This is a genomic window from Paraglaciecola sp. IT1134, from assembly GCF_058068185.1.
The window spans coordinates 5,187,436-5,206,467 of record NZ_CM176486.1; the positions used below are offsets into that span (position 1 = coordinate 5,187,436).

General features: G+C 47.9%; 18 protein-coding genes. 2 read left to right on the forward strand and 16 right to left on the reverse strand.

What is annotated here, in order from left to right; all coding sequences use genetic code 11:
• Window positions 1-3: 3 nt before the first annotated feature.
• From AC3RV5_RS22715 to AC3RV5_RS22770, 12 genes are all read right to left on the reverse strand, one after another.
• Entirely contained in the window at window positions 4-1,221 is a 1,218-nt protein-coding gene (locus AC3RV5_RS22715) for a type II secretion system F family protein (RefSeq protein ID WP_489729832.1), read from the reverse strand.
• Window positions 1,208-3,076, reverse strand: a complete 1,869-nt coding sequence (locus AC3RV5_RS22720) for a GspE/PulE family protein (RefSeq protein WP_489729833.1) — start codon at window positions 3,074-3,076, stop codon at window positions 1,208-1,210. Before AC3RV5_RS22720 ends, AC3RV5_RS22715 begins: the two co-directional genes overlap by 14 nt.
• A complete protein-coding gene (locus tag AC3RV5_RS22725) occupies window positions 3,073-4,152 on the reverse strand; it encodes a tetratricopeptide repeat protein (protein ID WP_489729834.1) in 1,080 nt (359 codons plus the stop codon). The genes AC3RV5_RS22720 and AC3RV5_RS22725 overlap by 4 nt, the downstream gene beginning before the upstream one ends.
• A complete protein-coding gene (locus AC3RV5_RS22730; RefSeq protein ID WP_489729835.1) occupies window positions 4,149-5,057 on the reverse strand; it encodes an ExeA family protein in 909 nt (302 codons plus the stop codon). The genes AC3RV5_RS22725 and AC3RV5_RS22730 overlap by 4 nt, the downstream gene beginning before the upstream one ends.
• Window positions 5,058-5,061: 4 nt before the next feature.
• Window positions 5,062-6,741 carry a pilus (MSHA type) biogenesis protein MshL gene (gene mshL, locus AC3RV5_RS22735; RefSeq protein ID WP_489729836.1) on the reverse strand — a complete coding sequence of 560 codons (1,680 nt, stop codon included), beginning with the start codon at window positions 6,739-6,741 and terminating at the stop codon, window positions 5,062-5,064.
• Entirely contained in the window at window positions 6,731-7,069 is a 339-nt protein-coding gene (locus tag AC3RV5_RS22740; protein ID WP_489729837.1) for an MSHA biogenesis protein MshK, read from the reverse strand. Before AC3RV5_RS22740 ends, mshL begins: the two co-directional genes overlap by 11 nt.
• Window positions 7,070-7,732, reverse strand: a complete 663-nt coding sequence (locus AC3RV5_RS22745; RefSeq protein WP_489729838.1) for a type II secretion system protein GspM — start codon at window positions 7,730-7,732, stop codon at window positions 7,070-7,072. It abuts the gene before it with no gap.
• Window positions 7,725-8,339, reverse strand: coding sequence for a PilN domain-containing protein (locus AC3RV5_RS22750; protein ID WP_489729839.1), 615 nt, complete (start codon window positions 8,337-8,339; stop codon window positions 7,725-7,727). Before AC3RV5_RS22750 ends, AC3RV5_RS22745 begins: the two co-directional genes overlap by 8 nt.
• Entirely contained in the window at window positions 8,336-9,181 is an 846-nt protein-coding gene (pilM, locus tag AC3RV5_RS22755; RefSeq protein WP_489729840.1) for a type IV pilus biogenesis protein PilM, read from the reverse strand. The genes AC3RV5_RS22750 and pilM overlap by 4 nt, the downstream gene beginning before the upstream one ends.
• A 347-nt stretch (window positions 9,182-9,528) precedes the next feature.
• Window positions 9,529-10,335 (reverse strand): DUF1338 domain-containing protein, encoded by an 807-nt coding sequence (locus tag AC3RV5_RS22760; RefSeq protein WP_489729841.1) that lies wholly within the window; start codon window positions 10,333-10,335, stop codon window positions 9,529-9,531.
• Between the two features lie 67 nt (window positions 10,336-10,402).
• Window positions 10,403-11,422 carry an arginine N-succinyltransferase gene (gene astA, locus AC3RV5_RS22765; RefSeq protein ID WP_489729842.1) on the reverse strand — a complete coding sequence of 340 codons (1,020 nt, stop codon included), beginning with the start codon at window positions 11,420-11,422 and terminating at the stop codon, window positions 10,403-10,405.
• A 12-nt stretch (window positions 11,423-11,434) separates the two neighbouring features.
• The gene (locus AC3RV5_RS22770) at window positions 11,435-12,640 is read right to left on the reverse strand and encodes an aspartate aminotransferase family protein (protein WP_489729843.1); all 1,206 of its coding nucleotides are present in this window, start codon (window positions 12,638-12,640) and stop codon (window positions 11,435-11,437) included.
• Window positions 12,641-12,796: 156 nt separating this feature from the next.
• Here AC3RV5_RS22770 and AC3RV5_RS22775 point away from each other — a divergent pair, with 156 nt between their 5' ends.
• Entirely contained in the window at window positions 12,797-13,225 is a 429-nt protein-coding gene (locus tag AC3RV5_RS22775; RefSeq protein ID WP_489729844.1) for an Lrp/AsnC family transcriptional regulator, read from the forward strand.
• Window positions 13,226-13,267: 42 nt separating this feature from the next.
• Here AC3RV5_RS22775 and AC3RV5_RS22780 read toward each other — a convergent pair whose 3' ends face one another.
• From AC3RV5_RS22780 to AC3RV5_RS22795, 4 genes are all read right to left on the reverse strand, one after another.
• Window positions 13,268-13,900, reverse strand: a complete 633-nt coding sequence (locus AC3RV5_RS22780; RefSeq protein WP_489729845.1) for a hypothetical protein — start codon at window positions 13,898-13,900, stop codon at window positions 13,268-13,270.
• Window positions 13,897-16,080, reverse strand: a complete 2,184-nt coding sequence (locus AC3RV5_RS22785) for a xanthine dehydrogenase family protein molybdopterin-binding subunit (RefSeq protein ID WP_489729846.1) — start codon at window positions 16,078-16,080, stop codon at window positions 13,897-13,899. Before AC3RV5_RS22785 ends, AC3RV5_RS22780 begins: the two co-directional genes overlap by 4 nt.
• Window positions 16,073-16,546, reverse strand: coding sequence for a (2Fe-2S)-binding protein (locus AC3RV5_RS22790; RefSeq protein WP_489729847.1), 474 nt, complete (start codon window positions 16,544-16,546; stop codon window positions 16,073-16,075). Before AC3RV5_RS22790 ends, AC3RV5_RS22785 begins: the two co-directional genes overlap by 8 nt.
• 422 nt (window positions 16,547-16,968) lie before the next feature.
• Window positions 16,969-17,649, reverse strand: a complete 681-nt coding sequence (locus AC3RV5_RS22795; protein WP_489729848.1) for a TetR/AcrR family transcriptional regulator — start codon at window positions 17,647-17,649, stop codon at window positions 16,969-16,971.
• Between the two features lie 229 nt (window positions 17,650-17,878).
• Here AC3RV5_RS22795 and AC3RV5_RS22800 point away from each other — a divergent pair, with 229 nt between their 5' ends.
• Window positions 17,879-19,030 (forward strand): amine dehydrogenase large subunit, encoded by a 1,152-nt coding sequence (locus AC3RV5_RS22800; RefSeq protein WP_489729849.1) that lies wholly within the window; start codon window positions 17,879-17,881, stop codon window positions 19,028-19,030.
• Window positions 19,031-19,032: the final 2 nt, after the last annotated feature.

Sequence of the window (19,032 nt, forward strand, 5' to 3'; positions counted from 1 at the left end):
AGCTTAACCTTTGATGGCCCCCATCATATTCCACATCGGAGTGAATATGCCCAGAGCCAGCACCAACACCATGGCTGCGACAACCATGATTAACAGGGGTTCGATTTTTGAGGTCAGGCTTTTAAGATCATAATCCACTTCTCTTTCATAAAATTCTGCCACTTCCCCCAGTAATTCATCCACCCGACCGGTTTCTTCCCCCACACTGATCATTTGCAACACCAGCGGCGTGAATAATTTACTGGAGGCTGCCACTCGGGACAAATTCTCGCCTTTTTCAATATTTTTGCGCATGTTCAGTATCCTGGCTGCCATAAAGGAGTTATTGACGGCATCGGCCACCAAATTTAACGCTGAGGTCAAGGGCACACCGGATTTAAGCATGATCGAAAAACTGCGAGCAAAACGGCTCAGTAAAGTCCGTTCAAAAATCGACCCTACTATGGGCAAGCGTAATTTGGTTTTATCCCAGTTATAGCGGCCGGTTTCGGTCTTCACATAATGTGACAGAGCAAAGGTGCCCCCAACTAAGGCAACTAATAAGTAGAGCCATTTGGTAATAAAAAAATCTGAGGTAGCCAATAAAATACGGGTCATGATAGGCAATTGAGCACCGAAGCTTTTAAACATATCAGCGAACACCGGAATCACAAATATATTCATGATCACCATAGCGGCCACTACCGCGATGATCACAAACATGGGGTAGCGCGTAGCGGCTTTAATTTGCTTGCGAGTTTCTTGCTCCCGTTGTAAATAATCCGAAAGCTGTAAAAAGGCTTCATCCAGTCGCCCGGTATTTTCACCCACATGCACTATGCTGACAAACAGCTGGCCGAAAATATAATTATGCTTATGCATCGCTGAGGACAAGGTGCGACCGCGTTCGAGTTGGTCACAGACATCATTCAAAGCACTGCTCATCCGTAGAGAATTCGAGGTTTCGGCCAGGCCTTTGACGGCACGGATAATGGGAATACCCGATTTGCTCAACGAATACATTTGCCGGGAAAATATCACCAAATCTTCGAGTTTTATCCTGGGGGTGAGAAACGATATCTTTTTATTAGTAACCCCGCTGTCTTTGCTCTCTTTTATTTCAATGGGGATAAATTGGCGACCCATCAAAATCTGCGCTACCGCCGAGGCGTCATTGGCTTCCAATGACCCACTGGTCAACTCGCCGCTGGCATTTCTGGCCTTGTAACTATAATACGCCATCGTTATCTCTGGTTGGGCTAGAAAGTGGCTCTAGTTCCAAGGTCGTCTTAGGCGGGGGGGACATAGTTTGCTGCCCAGTTTTGAAATCTGCCGCCGACGCACTCATTTGGTTCTGTGAAACTGATTCCGGCTCAAACTCTTCGGGTTCCACCGGTATCCTTTCATCGGCCACCATTTCAATTAACTTGAGCACTTCCTCCACTGTCGTGATCCCCATCTTGGCATAGGTCAACGCCACTTTGGCCAAGGGCGAGAATCCCGGGCTAAGCTGGGCGGCCGAACCAAAAGCCACAGTGTCATTGGCCTTGAGGGCATTCATCATATTTTCGGTCATTTCCAGTAGCTCAAAAACCCCGACTCGCCCTCGATAACCTGTGTTGTTGCAGCTCTGGCAGCCGCTGCCCAGTTTGAACCTAACGTTGCTTAACTGGTTGTCGATACTGCTTAACCACAACCATTCCTCAGGTGTAGGCTGATGATCCTTGGCGCAGTTTTCACACACTTTTCGCACCAACCGCTGGGCAATCACCGCCCTTAACGAACTGGCCACCAAATAACCCGGTGCCCCCATATCCAGTAACCTGACGGCACTGCTGATAGCATCATTGGTATGCAGGGTCGATAACACCAAGTGGCCGGTCAAAGCACCCCGTAAGCCAATTTCGGCAGTTTCCTGATCCCGCATCTCACCCACCATGATGACATCGGGATCTTGCCTTAAGGTGGTGCGCAGCACACTGGCGAAATTCAGCCCGATTTTATTATTGGTTTGTACCTGATTGATACGTGGCAGGCGGTATTCCACGGGATCTTCAACGGTAATGATCTTGGTTGATGGCTGATTAAGTTCGCTCAAGGCACCATACAAGGTCGTGGTTTTGCCTGATCCTGTGGGGCCGGTGACCAAAATCATGCCATGGGGACGCTTGAGTAAGGTGCGAAAACGTTTCAACAAAGGCCCAGGCATGCCGGTCTGATCCAGGGATAAAATCCCCGCTGACTGGTCAAGCAAACGCATCACCACCGATTCACCGTTTTGCACCGGCATGGTAGAGACCCGCACGTCGATGGAGTGCCCCTTGATACGCACATTTGTGCGGCCATCCTGGGGCAAACGCTTCTCGGAAATATCCAGTCCTGACATCAGCTTAAGACGCAGCACTAAAGCCGAAGCGATATTTTTTTCTTTAATGATGTTTTCCTGTAATACACCATCGACCCGCAAACGGATACGCAACATATCGGCATCGGGTTCAATATGAATATCAGACGCTTTGGTTTGCAGAGCATCTTCAAATATGGACTGCAGCAATCGCGCAACCGCCGTGTCTTGCTCATCCCCCACACCTGTATCGAACTCGAACTCATCCGCCTGATATTCTTCCGCCAGCTCCTGGGCGAAAGAGGCGATATCTTCGGTTCTGCGGTAAAAAGTATCGTAGGCCTGAAACAGCTGGGCATCACTTACGACGGCCACTTTTATGGTTTTGGGCAATACCCCGGACAAAATATCGATGGCGGCCAAATCCGCTGGATCACTCATGGCGACCAACAGGTGGTCCCCTTTGTCTTCCAATACCAGCGCCCGATAGCGACGGGCCTGCACTTCTGGTAATAACTGCACCGCTTCGGGCACCACCTTATAGTGGCTAATATCGATCAGAGGCACGTTGAGATGTTGGGAAAGAAAGCTTAATAACTGGTTTTCAGTCATAAAACCAAGCTCGATCAGCATGTGCCCCAACTTACGCCCGGACTGTTTTTGTGCGGCCAGGGTCTGCATCAATTGCTGTTCGTCAATAATGCCATCCTGAACCAGCAGATCCCCTAACCGTATTTTGGTTTTCGGCCTCATTTTACACCCATCAAATCGTTTATTCTTTTATGCACAAACTGGATAACTTGCGGCGATAACTGCCCGGCATCATCGGCACGGGCATACGACTGACGCGCGTCCTGAACGTTACCCTGACTATCCTGGGCAATGGCCAAACCCAGCCACCATTTGGCTTTGACACTATCCACTTGAGACAGTAGCAGGTAGTCTTGTTGGGCCAGGGAAAATAGAGCTAGACGCTGGGCTAACGCCCCGCGATAGGCATAATAGTCAGGTTGAGCCACCGCCGATGGCGAGTATTCCCTGAGTAGCTGAATGGCGCCATCCGTGTTGTCTTGCTGTACCAGCAGTTTGGCCAACATCAGGCGTAAATCTGTTTGTACAGGGTGCAAGGACAGACCTTGTTGCAACACCAGTTTCGCTTGGGTGATACGATTTTCGGCGAACAGTAACGCCGCTAATTTTTTGCGGGCGCGCAGGTTAGCAGGTTCGTTGACCAACAGACGTTGCAACCCCTCTATCGCTACCAGGGTTTTACCACTGCCCAAGGCATCGCTAATGTTTTGCTTCAATCCCGCCTGGGAGTTGTTCTTACTGGCACTGTTAATACTAAACGTAGCTGGGGACGTGGTAGGTGTGAGGTTTTCAGGCACGGATGTATTAATAGACAGCGTAGTCTGTTGATTCGACTCTAAAGGCACTGAAACTATTTTTGCCGAACGTTCAGTGACGGCTAATATATTAGACATTTCGCCGACCTGGCCTTGCTGTACGAGCGATTCAGGCGCCGTTTGGGGCTTAATCTGTCTTTCGTTTGCAACAGGCGGAGACAGGGTTAACATCGGCTGGGGCGTTTTATGTGCAACTGCGGATTTGTCTATGGTTATGGCCGGGGCAGCTGTCGGGGGATTATTTGCCTGGTCTAACACCCAAAAATATAACCAGGCAATCACGCCTGCCACAACGGCTGTCAGCGAAATCAGGATCCACAATATATAGGACGGGCGCTTAGGCGGTTGATAATCAGCAGAAAAGCCCTCGGCTTGCCCTTTACGCGCGTCGAGATCCTGCAACATCTTATTGACCACACTCATAACGCAAACCTTAGTGATGCAACATACATCAGCACTAAACCACTCATAATAGCCAGTACCCACACTGCCAATCCCATGGCGGACCAGCCGATTGGGTAAGCCGCTTCGGTATCTTTAGTCGCCAGTGTAACGTGGCTGCGCTGTACCTGTTGTTTGCCTTCACCAAAGGCTAACATCAGCGCTTTGTGGCATAACACGTTAACGATCCTCGGGGTGCCTCTGCTGGCCTTAAACAGTAATTTACACATACGCGTATTGAAAATTTCGTTCCCTCGATAACCCGCCACGGCCATGCGGTGTTTCACGTATTGATATAACTGATCCGCATCCATCAGTTTCAAGGCGTATGAAAACGTTACCCGCTGTTTTAATTGACGCAATTCAGGCAAGGCCAGTTTATCGTTTAGTTCGGGCTGACCAAACAATACCACCTGCAATAACTTTTGGGATTCGGTTTCCAAATTGGTGATCAGGCGTAAGGCCTCAATGCTCTCAACCGGCAAGGCCTGGGCCTCATCGATAATCAACACCACCCCACAATTTTGCTGATTAATCTGAAACAGGCGCTGCTGGAGACGCTGGGTAAACTCTTGCTGATCCGAGTGTTCACTCAGTTCCACATTCAGCTCTGCGGCCACAGCGCGTCTTAACTCGCTGGGGGTCAAATAAGGATTGGGAATATAAGCCGCCACAAAATTAGCCGGTAATTCGTTGAGTAACTTACGGCAGATTAAGGTCTTGCCTGTACCAACTTCCCCTGTAACCTTGATAAAACCTTCACCGGTTTTAATCGCGGTCAACAACACCTGAAGCGCCTCTTTATGGCTCGGCAAACCAAAAAAATAACTGGTATTGGGGGTTAAGGTAAACGGAAATTCCTTAATGCCATAATGATAGAGGTACATCTGATTATTCCACATGTAACCAGTCGGCCATTTGATCACGGCTTCTAATCAATTGTTGCCGCCAGGTATCAGCTCCTACGACTGTGGGTTTGAGTAGGATAACTAACTCTTTTTTAATTTCTTTTTCGGATCGGTTTTTAAATAGGTTACCTAATATGGGTATATCACCCAGCAAAGGCGTTTTGGATTCAGTTTGAGAAATAATCGACTGCATCAAGCCACCTATCACCACTATCTCGCCTGAGCGGGCATGAATAATGGTATCCGACTCTCGAATATTACTGGCGGCCAGAGGCAAAATGAACTGTTCTTCATTGAGAATGACGATTTTTTCCTGCTCCTGGGTGTCGATCACCGACGGATGAACATGCAACAATACCCCGCCACTGGCATCGATCTGCGGTGTAACATCCAGCGCTATGCCTGAGAAAAAGGGGGTCAGCTCAATATTAGGTGTGGTCGAGGTCGTACTGGCGGTGATGGTACTTTGGCTGGACACATCGGTGACAAAATATTCGTCATCCCCAACCTTAATGACCGCTTTTTGATTGTTAATGGCGGTTACCCGAGGGCTGGACAATACCTGTACATTGCCCTGGGTGGATAATAAATTGAGCACCCCGCTAAAATCTTTGTTCACAAAGGATAAACTGGTTATGCCTCCCAGCGCCGCGGTAATGGAATCCCCTATATTGCCCCCGGAAGTAGAAAACTGAAAGTCTGTACTGCCGCTATTGGCCAAAACCTGGCTCCAGTTTATACCCTGCTGATAACCGTCATCCAGAGACACTTCCAAAATACGTGCCTCAAGGATAACCTGACGTTGCACATGTTCTTCGGAAATCGTCAGGAATGCCTTCACAGCGCGAATTTCCGCGGGCATGGCGCGCACAGTAACCAGTCCAGCCTGAGGCGTCACCATAACACTGCGCCCATCTTGTGCCCCAACCATAATTTGCAGGGTAGCCAACAGATCGCTCCAAAAGTCAGTCTCGGTGCTGGTGGAAATACTGGTGCCATTGGAATTGTTGCTCGAGCCCATATTGCCTGAACTGCCGCCTCCGGAAGAAGAATTACCACTGAAATTATTTTGCGAATTACCCTGACTGCCCCCATTACTTTGGGCCTGGGACACGCCGCCAGAGGTGATACTGGTTTGCGTCTGTCCATCACGTTTCATCATCAGATAATTGATGGCCATAGTTTCGGTACGCATGCCTGAGGGATAAATGCGATAGATGTTCTGTCTTCGCTGAATATCGTATCCATAAAGCTCACTAACCAGTTCGAAGACCTGATCCAGGCTAACCTGTTTTAAGTTAAGGGAGACTTGACCACTAACTCCAGGATGGATTGCAACACTAAAAGGGGTGTCTTTGACCAACCCGGAAAAAAAGCTGACTGCGTCAATTTGTTCAGCATTGATGTCGTATTTTGTTTCGCCAAATAAGGCCTGGCTGGCGTCTTGTAATTCAGGTAGCAGAGCTTGGTTAACGGCCTCAGGCAACACGCCCAGGTTCGGTTTTTGGCTCGAAGCATTGGATTGATAGTCAGCGATGGCAGAATCCAGAGAATCCTGTACCCGTCCGCCACTGCGCTCAGAACGGTGTTCAGATCCTGGACGAGATTGACAGGCCACCAAAAAAATCAATAAGGCGAATACAAGTAAGTGTTTAAAAACCATGATTTGTGTCTTTTTTAAAGTTAGTGTTGTTGACAAAAAATTCTTGGCGACCTTCGCTGTCACTTAATACAATGCGATTCGGTGCAATTGCGACCAGGGTAAAGCCGGCAACCGTCTGGCCCTCAGTGACAGTTTGGCCATTGATGATCGCATATTTGTTGGTACCAGTGCTAAATACCGCGTCGAGTCGAATAGTCGAACTTGCCACCGCCTGACTTTCGGGCGTCGACATGTGTTGGGGAGCTGGCCGGGTAGGATCAACCAGTTGTTGGCCACTGACCTGACCACAGACACTTAAAAATATTGCAATGCTCAACTGTGTTTTCATCTAAACCCCTATAAATGCCTGGTTGGTACTCAAGGTATATAACTGAACTTCCACCACGGCTTTGGGGTAAGCGGCCACCTTATAATCAAATTTTTTCCAATAGAATTGCCAGCGCAGCATCTCTATCTTTTGCAGATATTGTTGAATATCAAAATAATTGCCTTCCAGTGTCAATTTCACACCATGACGATATAAATTGATATCCGGGGGACCCTTCACGGCATTCAGTACTGGGGAGGGCGCAATGGACTGCAGGGCAACAAGCTTGACATTTTTACTCTGGGACAGCAGCTCTTCTAACAAAGCTGGCATTTGGTTGGCCGGTACCAGATTGGCTGTACTGTGTTGCAAACTCGACTCTAAATCACGGTTTTTTTGGTGCAATACCTGCAGGGTGCTGGCTAGTTGCTGATTGGGATCATCGTTTAGCTCTTCGCTGAGCATGTCTGACTGCATTTGCAAACTGCCCAGTTGAGCCCGCTGAGCCGTAAGATTTTGGCTTAAACGTGTATTATTTATACCGATAGGTTCAATCACTAACAAGTAGCCCACCACAACGATTAAGATCACACCACTGAATAAAATCAGCAGTTGTTCACGTTGCGTCATGCTTAGATACTTATTAAACCACTGCTCGTACTGACTTTTTTGTTGACTACTCATTAACCTGGGCCTCTGCTACAGCGCTGGCACTTCGGGAATTGAGGGTAAAATGCAGCTGCTGTGCGGTATCGCGATACAAGGTAGTAGTGGAGAATTCTTGTCCGCTAAAATGCCTGGTCAAACCTAATTGACTCACCCACTTGGGAATAATGGCAGAATTATCCGCCGCCCCTTCGATGCTGACGTTTTTTTCATCTAAGCTAACGCGGGTTAACCACAACCCCGCTTGATGATGTTCGGCCAGCCCCAACATCAGGTCTGAAAAACCATTGGATTTTAATGATTCCTGTCCCGCAAGATGGGCCAAAACCCGTTGTTTCAAGTCAATATCCAGGTGCTGCCGGGCAACAGTTTGCACCAGGGATTGATCTTCCTGACGAGCGCCTAGCTGTTCCTGCAAACCCAACACTATGTCTTCCAGTTGCTGACGTTGTTGTTCGACAGCCGCCAGTTTCTGCTGTTGCTGCGTTTCCTGAGCAGATTCAAAATAATAAAGGGCGCCGATAATTAACGCTAAAATAGCCCACACTATGAAAACAAAATGCAGTGTCAGCACTTGTAGTCTTGGCTGTAAATCTGCAACGTACAGGTTGATCCTGGTTTTCATTGGCTGGCCTCTTTACCCGGTATATCATTGCAAAGGGCCATACCCAAACTGGAGAAACTGGTGACGTTGAGGCTGTCGTTTAAGACCTCGATAGAGGGGCTGAATATTTCAACAGGCATAAAGGTCAACTGCTTGATTAAGTCCGCCAATGCCTGTTGATTAGGGGAATCGACCGCCAACAGGATCTTTTTAACCGGTGCCTGACGTAGCTGACTTTCGAAATAATCCATGGAGCGCTGGATTTCCACACTCAAGGTATCACCGACCCCCATTTGCAATTCTTCGGCTGAAAAACTGCTCAGGTTCTCGTAGCCCCGCAGACGCCTGGAGAAATACAACTGCCCCTGTTTGACAATATTTAGACAGACTTGACCGCTGTGATTACGAAAAAGGGTAATGACCGCCTCATCGCTACGAGGTATAAGTTCACTGGTTGCTAATTCTTCAATACCAATGCTACTTAATTTCAATTCGGCCTGAATAATGCCTTTGCAAATATCCTGTACGCTTTTTTTGGTCACGGCGACCACGTTGACCCGTTCAGTGCCCGATGCAATACCTGGATAGTCAAAATGATCGAATACAATTTCTTCATTGCCAGGCATTTGCTCTTTCACCAGCCACAGCAGTGCTTGGCTTAGCTCGGCGTTTTCAACATCGGGTTTATCAATCTGTAAAATTTGGTAGTGATGGGTGGCCAGCGCCACATGACAGGTGGTACGTTTTAAATTTTGCTGTTCCACATAAATTTTAAGCTGGGCAGGCCAATTTGTTAAGGGCAAACTATGTTGTTTAACCCACAATAATTTGCCAGATTTTTTCCCAAAAGTAGAAATGTGCAACTCAGTGTTACCAAACTCAATTCCAATTGTATGGAACTTCGATGGTCTACTAAATCGTTGTTTAATAAACTCGCGCCAACTAATTCGCATTATCTATAGGTCATACCTTGTTACATTACGCCGACATTACAGCAAACTTTAGATCAAAGCGCCAGTATTAAAGCCACCCCAAAAGACAGTGCTTTTTGCAACAATACCAATGATTTACCCAATAAGTTAACGAGCTGCCGAAGGTAGATGGGACACCAATGTATTCTTAAATTTGGGCTTTAGCAATTAGACTATGGGATAAAAAAGGGCAACAAATCACGTAAGTCGCCCCTAGTATAGAGAATCTTATAAATTATTTAGCGGGCATTCGTACTTTCGAATATTTTATCTGCTGATTCGGCCACAAAACCACTAAATAACCGGCCATCAGCCTTGGGAAAGCGCTTAGCAAATTCATAAAAGCAGCTGGGGATAACCTTCGCGCCATCAGTAAAGGCAACCGGATGCATATCGGCGAGGGTTGAAGACTGCTCGAGCATTACTTCTTTTGAACCTTTAATTTCACCCCCTGATAGATTCAGGGATAACCCTGCGTCTTTGACTGCGGCATTAATTTGTTCAATAGTGTCGAAGTTAGCCAACTGGTTGTTACTGACAGTGAAGTGGTTGGCCCGATAACCCCATGCCGCTACCCAAGCCGCAAACTCGGATTCCTTAAGCAACATCTGATAGCTTGCATAATCGATATCCCAGTGCCGCCCAGAGTAAAGGAAATCAGCTTTGCTGACTGCATCAGGGGCCACATCGGCCACCAATTCCTGTACACATTTTTGCAATTGTGTGCTGCACCTTTCCACCAGCAGTTGTGAGATAAACACCTTGGGCAGATTCGGATATTCTGGATGTTCATAATGTTTGGCATACAGTTTTTTGGCCTCAAAATGATATTCACCGCAGGCTTGATAGCCTAAGGCTTCAAAATGCTCAGCCAATACCTCTAGGCACACCTTGGGAAGATTAAAGGTTCGCAGGGCAATATGATCGTTGATCACATCATCCCCCTGGGTGGAACCCAGTAGTTTGTGTATTTTGACCGCGGAAGGGGTTACCTCAAGATAATTTCCCCACAAATGTTCGAACAGTGCATTGACCTTGTTATACATAAAACCTAAACCTATAAAATTAATAAATTAAACTGTGAAAAAATATTGATAGCTGCTTGTCCGCTATTTAAAGTCCAATAAAGCGAACACTGTCACCGCCTGAAAGCAGCAGCCCCTGGGCCACCTGAGGAGCTATGAGCAAATTATTAGTTGCCTGATCATAATGGGCATATGGGGTGACTGTCGCTCTAAAGCTAGATACTTGAGTATTGCACAACATAATCTTGGCCCCCTGTGACAGGTGACCAATTTGCACGGGGCAAACCCGACTTTGGCGCACAGTACGAATATTTTTAACCGCTACTTCCACTGTGGGGCCGGCATCAAATAAATCTACATAGCCCCGATATACAAAACCTTCTTTTTCCAGCAAACATAGGGCAGGGGCTGTTTTGGCGTGCACTTTACCAATGACATCCTGGGCTTGCTGACTCAGCAGACTGGTATAAATAGGGTATTTGGGCATCAGCTCAGCAATAAATGCCTTGTCACCTATGCCTACCAGATAATCGGCGGTGGGGAAATCGATGCCAAAAAAATGTTTTTCAAGCCAGGCCCAAAATGGTGAGTGACCCTGCTCATCCGACACCCCCCGCATTTCGGCAATCACCAGAGGCGAGAAGCGCTCAGGGTGATTGGCCATAAACAAATAGCGCACACGGGATAATAACTGCCCACTTAGGCCCTTGCGGAATTTTTCTCGTACAAACAAGGTGCACACTTCCGACACCCCGGTGTAGTCGTTACACAGATTCAGGGTTTTTATCAGCTTTTTCACCCCCACACTAGGGGAATTATGCATGTGGCTGGCCAGATGGTAATGATAGAAAGGGGCGCCCAGACCCACCGCAGCTTCAATTCCCGTGATACCCACAATATCGCCGCTTTTGCTATCCTCAAGCACAAACAGATAACTGTGCTGCCCCGGCTTATCAATCTTGGCGGCAAAACTCTGTTCGGCCCGTTCAATTTTACTGAGTAATAACGGTTCATTGTTTGGCAGTGACGTAAAACCATGGCCAGACTCAATAGCAATTTGTTTAAGTGCACTAAAATCACTGTTGCGAATAGGGCGAATAATCAACATTTGCAGCGCAACCTAACCATTCACGACTTGCGCTACTGCGCGCTCGAAATGGGCCAGGCCTTGCTCTATATCCGCATCGGGGATAACCAGAGAAGGGGTAAACCGAATGACGTCAGGGCCAGCTATCAGGGTCATCACTCCCTGATCAGCGCTGGCTTGAAGGAAGTCACGTGAACGGCCTTGATAGTCAGCATTGAGCACCGCACCGAGCAACAAGCCTTGACCTCGAACCTGACTGAACACCTGATATTTAGCGTTGATTCGATCGAGCCCTTGTCGAATTAGCTGTTCTTTATATTTAACGCCGCTGAGTACTTCTGGGGTGTTAACTACCGCCAATACGGCTTCCGCGACTGCACATGCCAGGGGGTTACCCCCATAAGTTGAACCGTGGGTACCCACTTTTAAATGTTTGGCAATATCCCGGGTTGTGAGCATGGCCCCTATTGGAAACCCGCCGCCCAAGGCTTTAGCCGAGGTCATGATATCCGGGGTCACACCCACCCCCTGGTAAGCGTAAAGTTCACCGGTACGGCCAACACCGGTCTGCACTTCATCAAAAATCAACAGTGCCTGATATTTATCACACAGTGCACGGACCCCTTCGATAAACCCCTCAACAGGAGGAATAATGCCGCCTTCCCCTTGCAAAGGTTCCATTACTACTGCGCAGGTACTATGTGAGATCAACGCTTCGACGCTGGCCAAATCGTTATAGTCCGCGTGGGCCACATTGGCTGGTTTGGGCCCAAATCCGTCGGAATAAGCCGCCTGGCCGCCCACAGTCACGGTAAAAAAAGTGCGGCCATGAAAACTCTTATTAAAGGAAATAATTTGCGATTTTTGCTCGCCATGGTTTTCCAGTGCCCAGCGACGGGCCAGCTTTAACGCTGCTTCATTGGCTTCGGCTCCCGAACTGGCAAAATAAATATTGTCGGCAAACGTTGCCTCGGTAAGCGTTTTAGCCAGGCGCAAAGCGGGTTCATTGGTCATCACGTTAGATAAGTGCCACAGTTTTTGCCCTTGGGAGGTAAGCGCTGCCACTAAAGCCGGGTGACAATGCCCCAGACAGTTCACCGCTATCCCACCAGCAAAGTCGATGAATTCACGACCGCCTTGATCCCATACTTTGGACCCCTGTCCTTTTACCGGAATAATTTGCGATGGAGCATAATTGGGCACCATCACCTCATCGAACAATTCTCTAGTCACTTGCATTTGCTCACCCGCTTAGCTATTTGTTTGAGTCAGCAGAGCCCGAACCGGCCTCTGCAAATTATTTTACTATTATGTATCTAAAGAGATTAAAAGTGCAGTACCATTCTGGGTAAAATGACGCTATGAATTAGCAATATAACCAAAACATTAGCTATTATGATAACCAAGCAGGAACAACATTTACTTTCTATACTGCGCTCAAACGCCAGAGCCAGTATTTCAGACTTGGCAAGGGTATTAGGTTTGTCACGCTCGACTGTGCAAAACCGCATTGCTAAATTAGAAGCTTCCGGGGTAATCAAAGGTTATGTAGTGCAATACGGCAGTGAATACCAGAGTAATTTGGTGGCTTCACATGTATCAATTAAGGTACGGCAAAAACTGACCGCTAAAACCAATGCTGAGTTAAGGCAAGTCAGTGAAGTCGCAGAGCTTTATGCAATAAGTGGTGAATATGATCTTATCGCCATTGTCCAGGCAGAATCCTTGGAGCAACTTAGTCAGATATTAGATGACATAGGTAATCTTGAAGGGGTTGAGCGCACCAATTCCTCGGTTATTCTGGAAACCAAATTTAAACGTTAGTAAATACTCACAATAGCTGTAGCACTATAAAAAGTGATACTACTAGTCACTGGGGCAAGGTGCGCCCCCGTCGATCCAGGCTTTAGTCAACTCGCCAAAAATTTTCTGACTACCCGGCGCAGACTCTCGACCTTCACCTGGGTGCCAGCCCCAACCGACTAAGCCATCCTCGGCCACATGTTTATGAATATCAGCCAAGCTGCGGTTGCCATTGCGAGTGGGGTCTTTTAGTTGTTGGCAAATATCACCTAGGGATTGCCCTATCCACCCCATACTTAAGGGGGCCAAATGCCAGGGATTATGCCCAGGCAAGCTGCCCGGCGCGGTCAAAAACGCGACATTTTGAGCCTGATGACAAGTAGAGCAACGCATTCCTGGGGCGCCGGACCCGCTTTCATCTTGGCGCACCACAGGTGGTTGATGAAGTTGCATGTCCATGCCTTGACGTGGTGAGTTATCAACTGGGTGACAGTTCATACAGCGCGGGTGAGCCAACACTTTGCCCATTTCCGCATAAATCGCCAGGGCCCGTGTATCTTCATCCTGAATATCATTAAAATCCTCTACAGACTTAAGGCTGTTGGCCCCACTGGCAGTTGAATTTGACGCATTGCTTTGGGCCATTCCTACGAATGTAAGCGTGAACAGCGCTACTATGGCGTAAATCTGTATCATGTTATATCTCCTTTAAAGGCGGGACGAGTAAAGGGTAACTCTCTGAGGCTACGGCCGGTTAAGCCGCGCCAGGCGTTGGCCACAGCTGGCGCTAAAGGCGGCACCCCCGGCTCGCCGATCCCTGTGGGTGCTTCGCTGGATTGGATGATAGTCACGTCGACTTGTGGCATTTCGTTGATCCGCAACATGCGATAGTTGTCAAAGTTGGATTGCTCGACCTGTCCATTGGGCCCAAGGGTAATGGCACTGAACATGGCAGCGCCCAGCGCATAACCCACCCCGCCCTCGATTTGCGCCCGGATAATATTGGGGTTGACCGCCACGCCGCAGTCTACCGCTGCCCAAACTTTATGTACCCGTGGTAAGCCATTTTGGTTCGATACCTGAGCAATCATGGCTACATAAGTATTGAAACTTTTGTGCAGTGCCACCCCCAAGCGCCTGTCTTCACCGGCTTTCACCCCGGTCCAATTGGCCATATCCGCGACCCGCGACAGCACAGCACTGTGCCGGGGCGAGTCTTTGATCAATGCCAAACGCCCAGCCACCGGATCTTTGTTACCCGCTATAAGCGCCTCATCCAAAAAGGTTTCGGTTGCATAGGCAGTATGAGTATGACCCACCGAGCGCCACCATAAGACTGGTATTGGGCTCTTCATCTCTACCCAGGTCACCCGGCGAGATGCAAAGCTGTAAGGTAATTTATTGGCCCCCTCAAACGAAGTCGGATCCAGGCCTTTTTCCATCATGCCCTCCATGGCAGTGCCCCGCAAAATAGACTGATTCGCCACGTCGTTCTGCCAAGCGACAATATTACCACTGGCATCCAAGCCTGCCTTGAGTCGATGCACAGTCAAGGGGCGATAATAACCCCCTTGCACATCATCGCTGCGTGACCAGAGCATTTTGTAACTGCCATCACCACCCATTTTGGCTATCTCTGCCACTTCAGTGGCTATGGGGGAGCCAGGTTGTGCCCGGCGGCCAAAACTGCCACCGGTCAACATGGTATGTACCTGAACGTCCTCTGGCTTTAAACCTAGCGTTTGAGCAATAGCGGTTTGATCCCCTACGGGAAATTGGGCTCCCAGCCAGGCTTCCACCTTGCCATTTTTCAGCTCAATAACGCCATCCATGGGCTCCATAGGCGAATGGGCAAGGTAGGGAAACACATACTCGGCCTCGAGCACCGTGACAGCTGAAGCCATCGCCATATCCACTTCACCGCTTTGTTCGACGACTTTCCCTCCCTTCGCAGCAGCTTGGCGCCAATCGGCAATCATCTTTTCACTTGAGCGAGTTTCCGCATCGCTGTTGTCCCACTCAAGTTGCAGGGCGTCCCGGCCCTTAAAAGCCGCATAAGTGGAGTCGGCATACACAGCCACGCCAGAACTAAGGGGCGCCACCTTAGTGACGCCTTTAACCTTCATCGCCGCTTTTTTCTCAAAACTTTTCAGTTTGGCGCCAAAGCGTGGTGCATGGGCGACCGCTACGGTTTGCATGCCATCGCGATAGATGTCGATACTAAAATCTGCTTTACCGTTAGTTTTGATCACCGAATCGAGTTTAGGCAGCTGGGTACCGATGAGGCTAAAGTTTTTGGGGTCTTTAAGCTTAGGATCTGAGGGCACGGACATCTTGCCGGCGGCGCTGGCAAGTGCGCCGAAACCACTGGCATTACCTGACGCCTGGTGGCTAAGCTGGCCTTTAATGACGGTTATTTCCTCAGCAGGCACCGCCCATTGCTCGGCCGCCGCCGCCACCAACATAGCTTTTGCTGCAGCACCGGCCTTACGCATTTGGGTATATGAATTGGCCATGGCCGTGGAGCCCCCTGTGCCCTGTATACCAAAGGCACTGTTGGCATACAATTGATTGTTGGCAGGGGCTGAGGTAGCGCGCATTTGCCCCCAGTCTGCATCCAGCTCTTCGGCAACCAGAGTGGCAAGCCCGGTATAGGGGCCCTGGCCAAATTCGATGTGTTTGATCACGACTGTGACCGTATTGTCTGGGGCAATACGAATAAATGCATTGGGTGCAAAAACCGAATCCACTGGGCTATCAGGGCGAATGACTCCCGCTCCATCTTGGGCTGCAGGTAATTTAAAGGGCAGGTAGATACCGATAACCAGGCCTGCAGTGCCGGTTAGAAATTGACGACGATTAATTGACTTAGGCATCTGCTTTACCCTCCAGCTTGTCTGCAGCATCATGAATGGCCTGGCGGATCCGCACATAGGTAGCACAACGACAGATATTACCCGCCATGGCTTTATCTATGTCAGTGTCACTAGGTTTGGCAATTTCTCGTAATAAGGCGATGGCACTGATTACCTGTCCGGATTGACAATACCCACATTGGGGTACATCAATCGCTACCCAAGCATCTTGAATGGCTTTGGCCTCTTCTCCCTCTATAGCCTCGATAGTGGTGACCTCTGCCCCGTTTAAGGTGGATATAGGCGTCACACATGACCGGCGAGTCTGGTTATTCACCAAAACGGTACACGCCCCGCACTGCGCTATACCACAGCCAAATTTAGTACCAGTAAGGCGCAATTCGTCGCGTATAACCCACAACAATGGGGTATCGGGCTCAACGTCGACATTTCGCGTCTGGCCGTTAATTTTCAGTGAAATAGGCATAGCTGCCTCCTGACAGTTGCTCAACAATTCCAGCGTCGTCAATTTATCGTTCGCTCATACCTAGCCCCTTCAAAACTGTCTGTTAGGGTGGCAGAAAAATTGGCGTGACAGATTTATTGGTTTACGGGGGATTATCCAAGGTCTATGAATAAAAATAGACGCTGTAGCAATATTTACCAGCGGAATTTAAAACGACCTGTTGCTTTTATACGGATGATTAGAACTTGTTAAAACTCACATGCTGTAGCCGCTTGCATCATAAGGATACTAAGAGGGCAGAATATTAAAGATGTGATGTTTCTCGCCAGCCCCTGTTTGGCTGGTAACGAGTTTTGTATATATTTTCAAAACACCTTAAATCAATCCTTAACGATAAATATCAAGGTCAAACCATGTGGCAAAATACTGCCATACTCAGCTCTTTACAAATCTCTTTCGATGTCCTCTGGGGTGATGTTTTTCACTAACTGAATAAAACTCGTGATCGTGATGTTAGCCATTTGCTTGATGGAATCATTCCACACTTTACCGTGGCCAACAAACATGGTCATACCTTCCATCGAGGCTGATATAAATAACGCGACTTTTTGTACTTGTCCTTTAGATAACGCTAAGTTTAATCGCGCAACGCAATTCTCTAATGGGCAACGCACCCTCGCATATACTTGATCCATAAGGGTATCTGCATAATCGTCGTGATTAGCCAATGCCCAAAGCTCTGGATAAAACTTGGTAGTAGTAGGATTACCCAAATCCAGAACGATGAACTTGATGATAGCAATAAGGTGTAATTCCGGATCGTCATTGGCATGCAATCTCAACCTTTCAAATTCATGCATAAACTCATCGATGCTGTGGTCTAGTAGATCTTTTAGTAGGTCATTTTTATTGGGATAGTAATATTGCAAATTACCTACACTGATCTGCGCTCTTACCGATACCTTACGCATCGATAGGTTACTGTAACCTTCTTCAATCAAAATCGATTTTGCAGAGTCCAATATGAGCAAGATGGTCTCTTTTCCCCGTCTAGACTCCCCTGTACCTTTGCGTATATTGCGTTTTTTTTCCAACTCCGTACCCGCCTCGTTTTCTGTTTTCACCTCTAGCCGTAGCCCTTACTGTTATTAGCTTATATCAGATTGACTGTGAAGTCCTATACATGACTAAAAGCGAGTGAAAATACCCACTTTGTGAATAGATGTAAAATAAATGTTGCCAGTGTAGTACGTTTGTACTAATTTAGTACAAACGTACTAACTTGATTATTAATCGTTCACTTATGCCATCACTGTTTAGTTTTTTATCAGGCAATTATTAGGATCACGAAACATGGTTAGCAAAAAAACACTCGTTTTTTCTACATTTTTACTTACCTCGATTTGCCAGGCTGAGCTCCCCTCAGACAAGGTTCCTAATGTGCTAACGTTGCCGGAAGAACCCGGAAAATCATGGGTGTATGTGCAGGATATGAACTTCTGGGGTATGACGGAAGGCAAAGTCGTGATTTTGGATATTGCCGCTAATAACCACAACTACAAGGGGCAAATCAGTACTGGTTTTTTCGGATCATTTATCCCTTCTACGCATCGCAACGAGATATACAGTGCTGAGTCGTATTACTCCCGTGGTACCCGTGGAAAACGCACCGATGTGCTGTCGATTTGGGAAAACGCCACTTTATCGGTGATCAATGAAATTGAGCTACCTCATAAAAAGCGCGCGCAAACCGTATCTGAGAAAAACGCTATACAACTTATCGACGATGATAAATACATGTTGGTATTTAACTTTACACCCGCTACATCGGTGTCGGTTATCGACATGCTCGAACACAAGATCTTACACGAAGTGGATATTCCTGGTTGTAGCTTAATCTACCCGTCAGGTAAGCGCGGCTTTAGCACTTTATGTGCCGATGGTTCAATGCTCAGCATACAGCTAGATACTCAAGGCAAGGTTTCACAGGAAAACCATGGCGCGTCTTTTTTCAATGTGGATGAAGATCCCCTGTTCGAAAAATATGCGCGCATCAATGATATCGGTTATTTCCCTACCTTTCATGGCTATATGCAACCCGTGGAACTAGCTGAGTCTGTGGCTAAACCTCAGCCACAATGGGATTTGCTGACGGCCAGCGAACGTGAGCAAAACTGGCGTCCCGGTGGATGGCAAATCATATCTGGCCACCCAAATGGACAGGTTTATTTGTTAATGCACAAAAACGGTGTAAACGGCAGCCACAAAGACGGTGGTTCCCAGGTATGGGTTTACGACACCAAACAACAGAAAAAGGTAAAGGAGATCACGCTTAAAAGTCAGGGTATTTCATTGGAAGTAACTAAAGGTAAACAGCCATTACTCGCTGTCACTAACGCCGACATGATGATTGATGTTTACGATGTAAATAGCGCAGAGCTGCTACGCACACTTTCCATTGGCGGTACAAATGCCAATCCCTTTACCTTAACCGCAGTGGAGTAAAA

Coding starts and splice junctions, on each gene's coding strand:
- AC3RV5_RS22715 (WP_489729832.1), bottom strand. CDS start 1,221: ATGGCGTATTATAGTTACAAGGCCAGAAATGCCAGCGGCGAGTTGACC.
- AC3RV5_RS22720 (WP_489729833.1), bottom strand. CDS start 3,076: ATGAGGCCGAAAACCAAAATACGGTTAGGGGATCTGCTGGTTCAGGAT.
- AC3RV5_RS22725 (WP_489729834.1), bottom strand. CDS start 4,152: ATGAGTGTGGTCAATAAGATGTTGCAGGATCTCGACGCGCGTAAAGGG.
- AC3RV5_RS22730 (WP_489729835.1), bottom strand. CDS start 5,057: ATGTACCTCTATCATTATGGCATTAAGGAATTTCCGTTTACCTTAACC.
- mshL (WP_489729836.1), bottom strand. CDS start 6,741: ATGGTTTTTAAACACTTACTTGTATTCGCCTTATTGATTTTTTTGGTG.
- AC3RV5_RS22740 (WP_489729837.1), bottom strand. CDS start 7,069: ATGAAAACACAGTTGAGCATTGCAATATTTTTAAGTGTCTGTGGTCAG.
- AC3RV5_RS22745 (WP_489729838.1), bottom strand. CDS start 7,732: ATGAGTAGTCAACAAAAAAGTCAGTACGAGCAGTGGTTTAATAAGTAT.
- AC3RV5_RS22750 (WP_489729839.1), bottom strand. CDS start 8,339: ATGAAAACCAGGATCAACCTGTACGTTGCAGATTTACAGCCAAGACTA.
- AC3RV5_RS22760 (WP_489729841.1), bottom strand. CDS start 10,335: ATGTATAACAAGGTCAATGCACTGTTCGAACATTTGTGGGGAAATTAT.
- astA (WP_489729842.1), bottom strand. CDS start 11,422: ATGTTGATTATTCGCCCTATTCGCAACAGTGATTTTAGTGCACTTAAA.
- AC3RV5_RS22770 (WP_489729843.1), bottom strand. CDS start 12,640: ATGCAAGTGACTAGAGAATTGTTCGATGAGGTGATGGTGCCCAATTAT.
- AC3RV5_RS22775 (WP_489729844.1), top strand. CDS start 12,797: ATGATAACCAAGCAGGAACAACATTTACTTTCTATACTGCGCTCAAAC.
- AC3RV5_RS22780 (WP_489729845.1), bottom strand. CDS start 13,900: ATGATACAGATTTACGCCATAGTAGCGCTGTTCACGCTTACATTCGTA.
- AC3RV5_RS22785 (WP_489729846.1), bottom strand. CDS start 16,080: ATGCCTAAGTCAATTAATCGTCGTCAATTTCTAACCGGCACTGCAGGC.
- AC3RV5_RS22790 (WP_489729847.1), bottom strand. CDS start 16,546: ATGCCTATTTCACTGAAAATTAACGGCCAGACGCGAAATGTCGACGTT.
- AC3RV5_RS22800 (WP_489729849.1), top strand. CDS start 17,879: ATGGTTAGCAAAAAAACACTCGTTTTTTCTACATTTTTACTTACCTCG.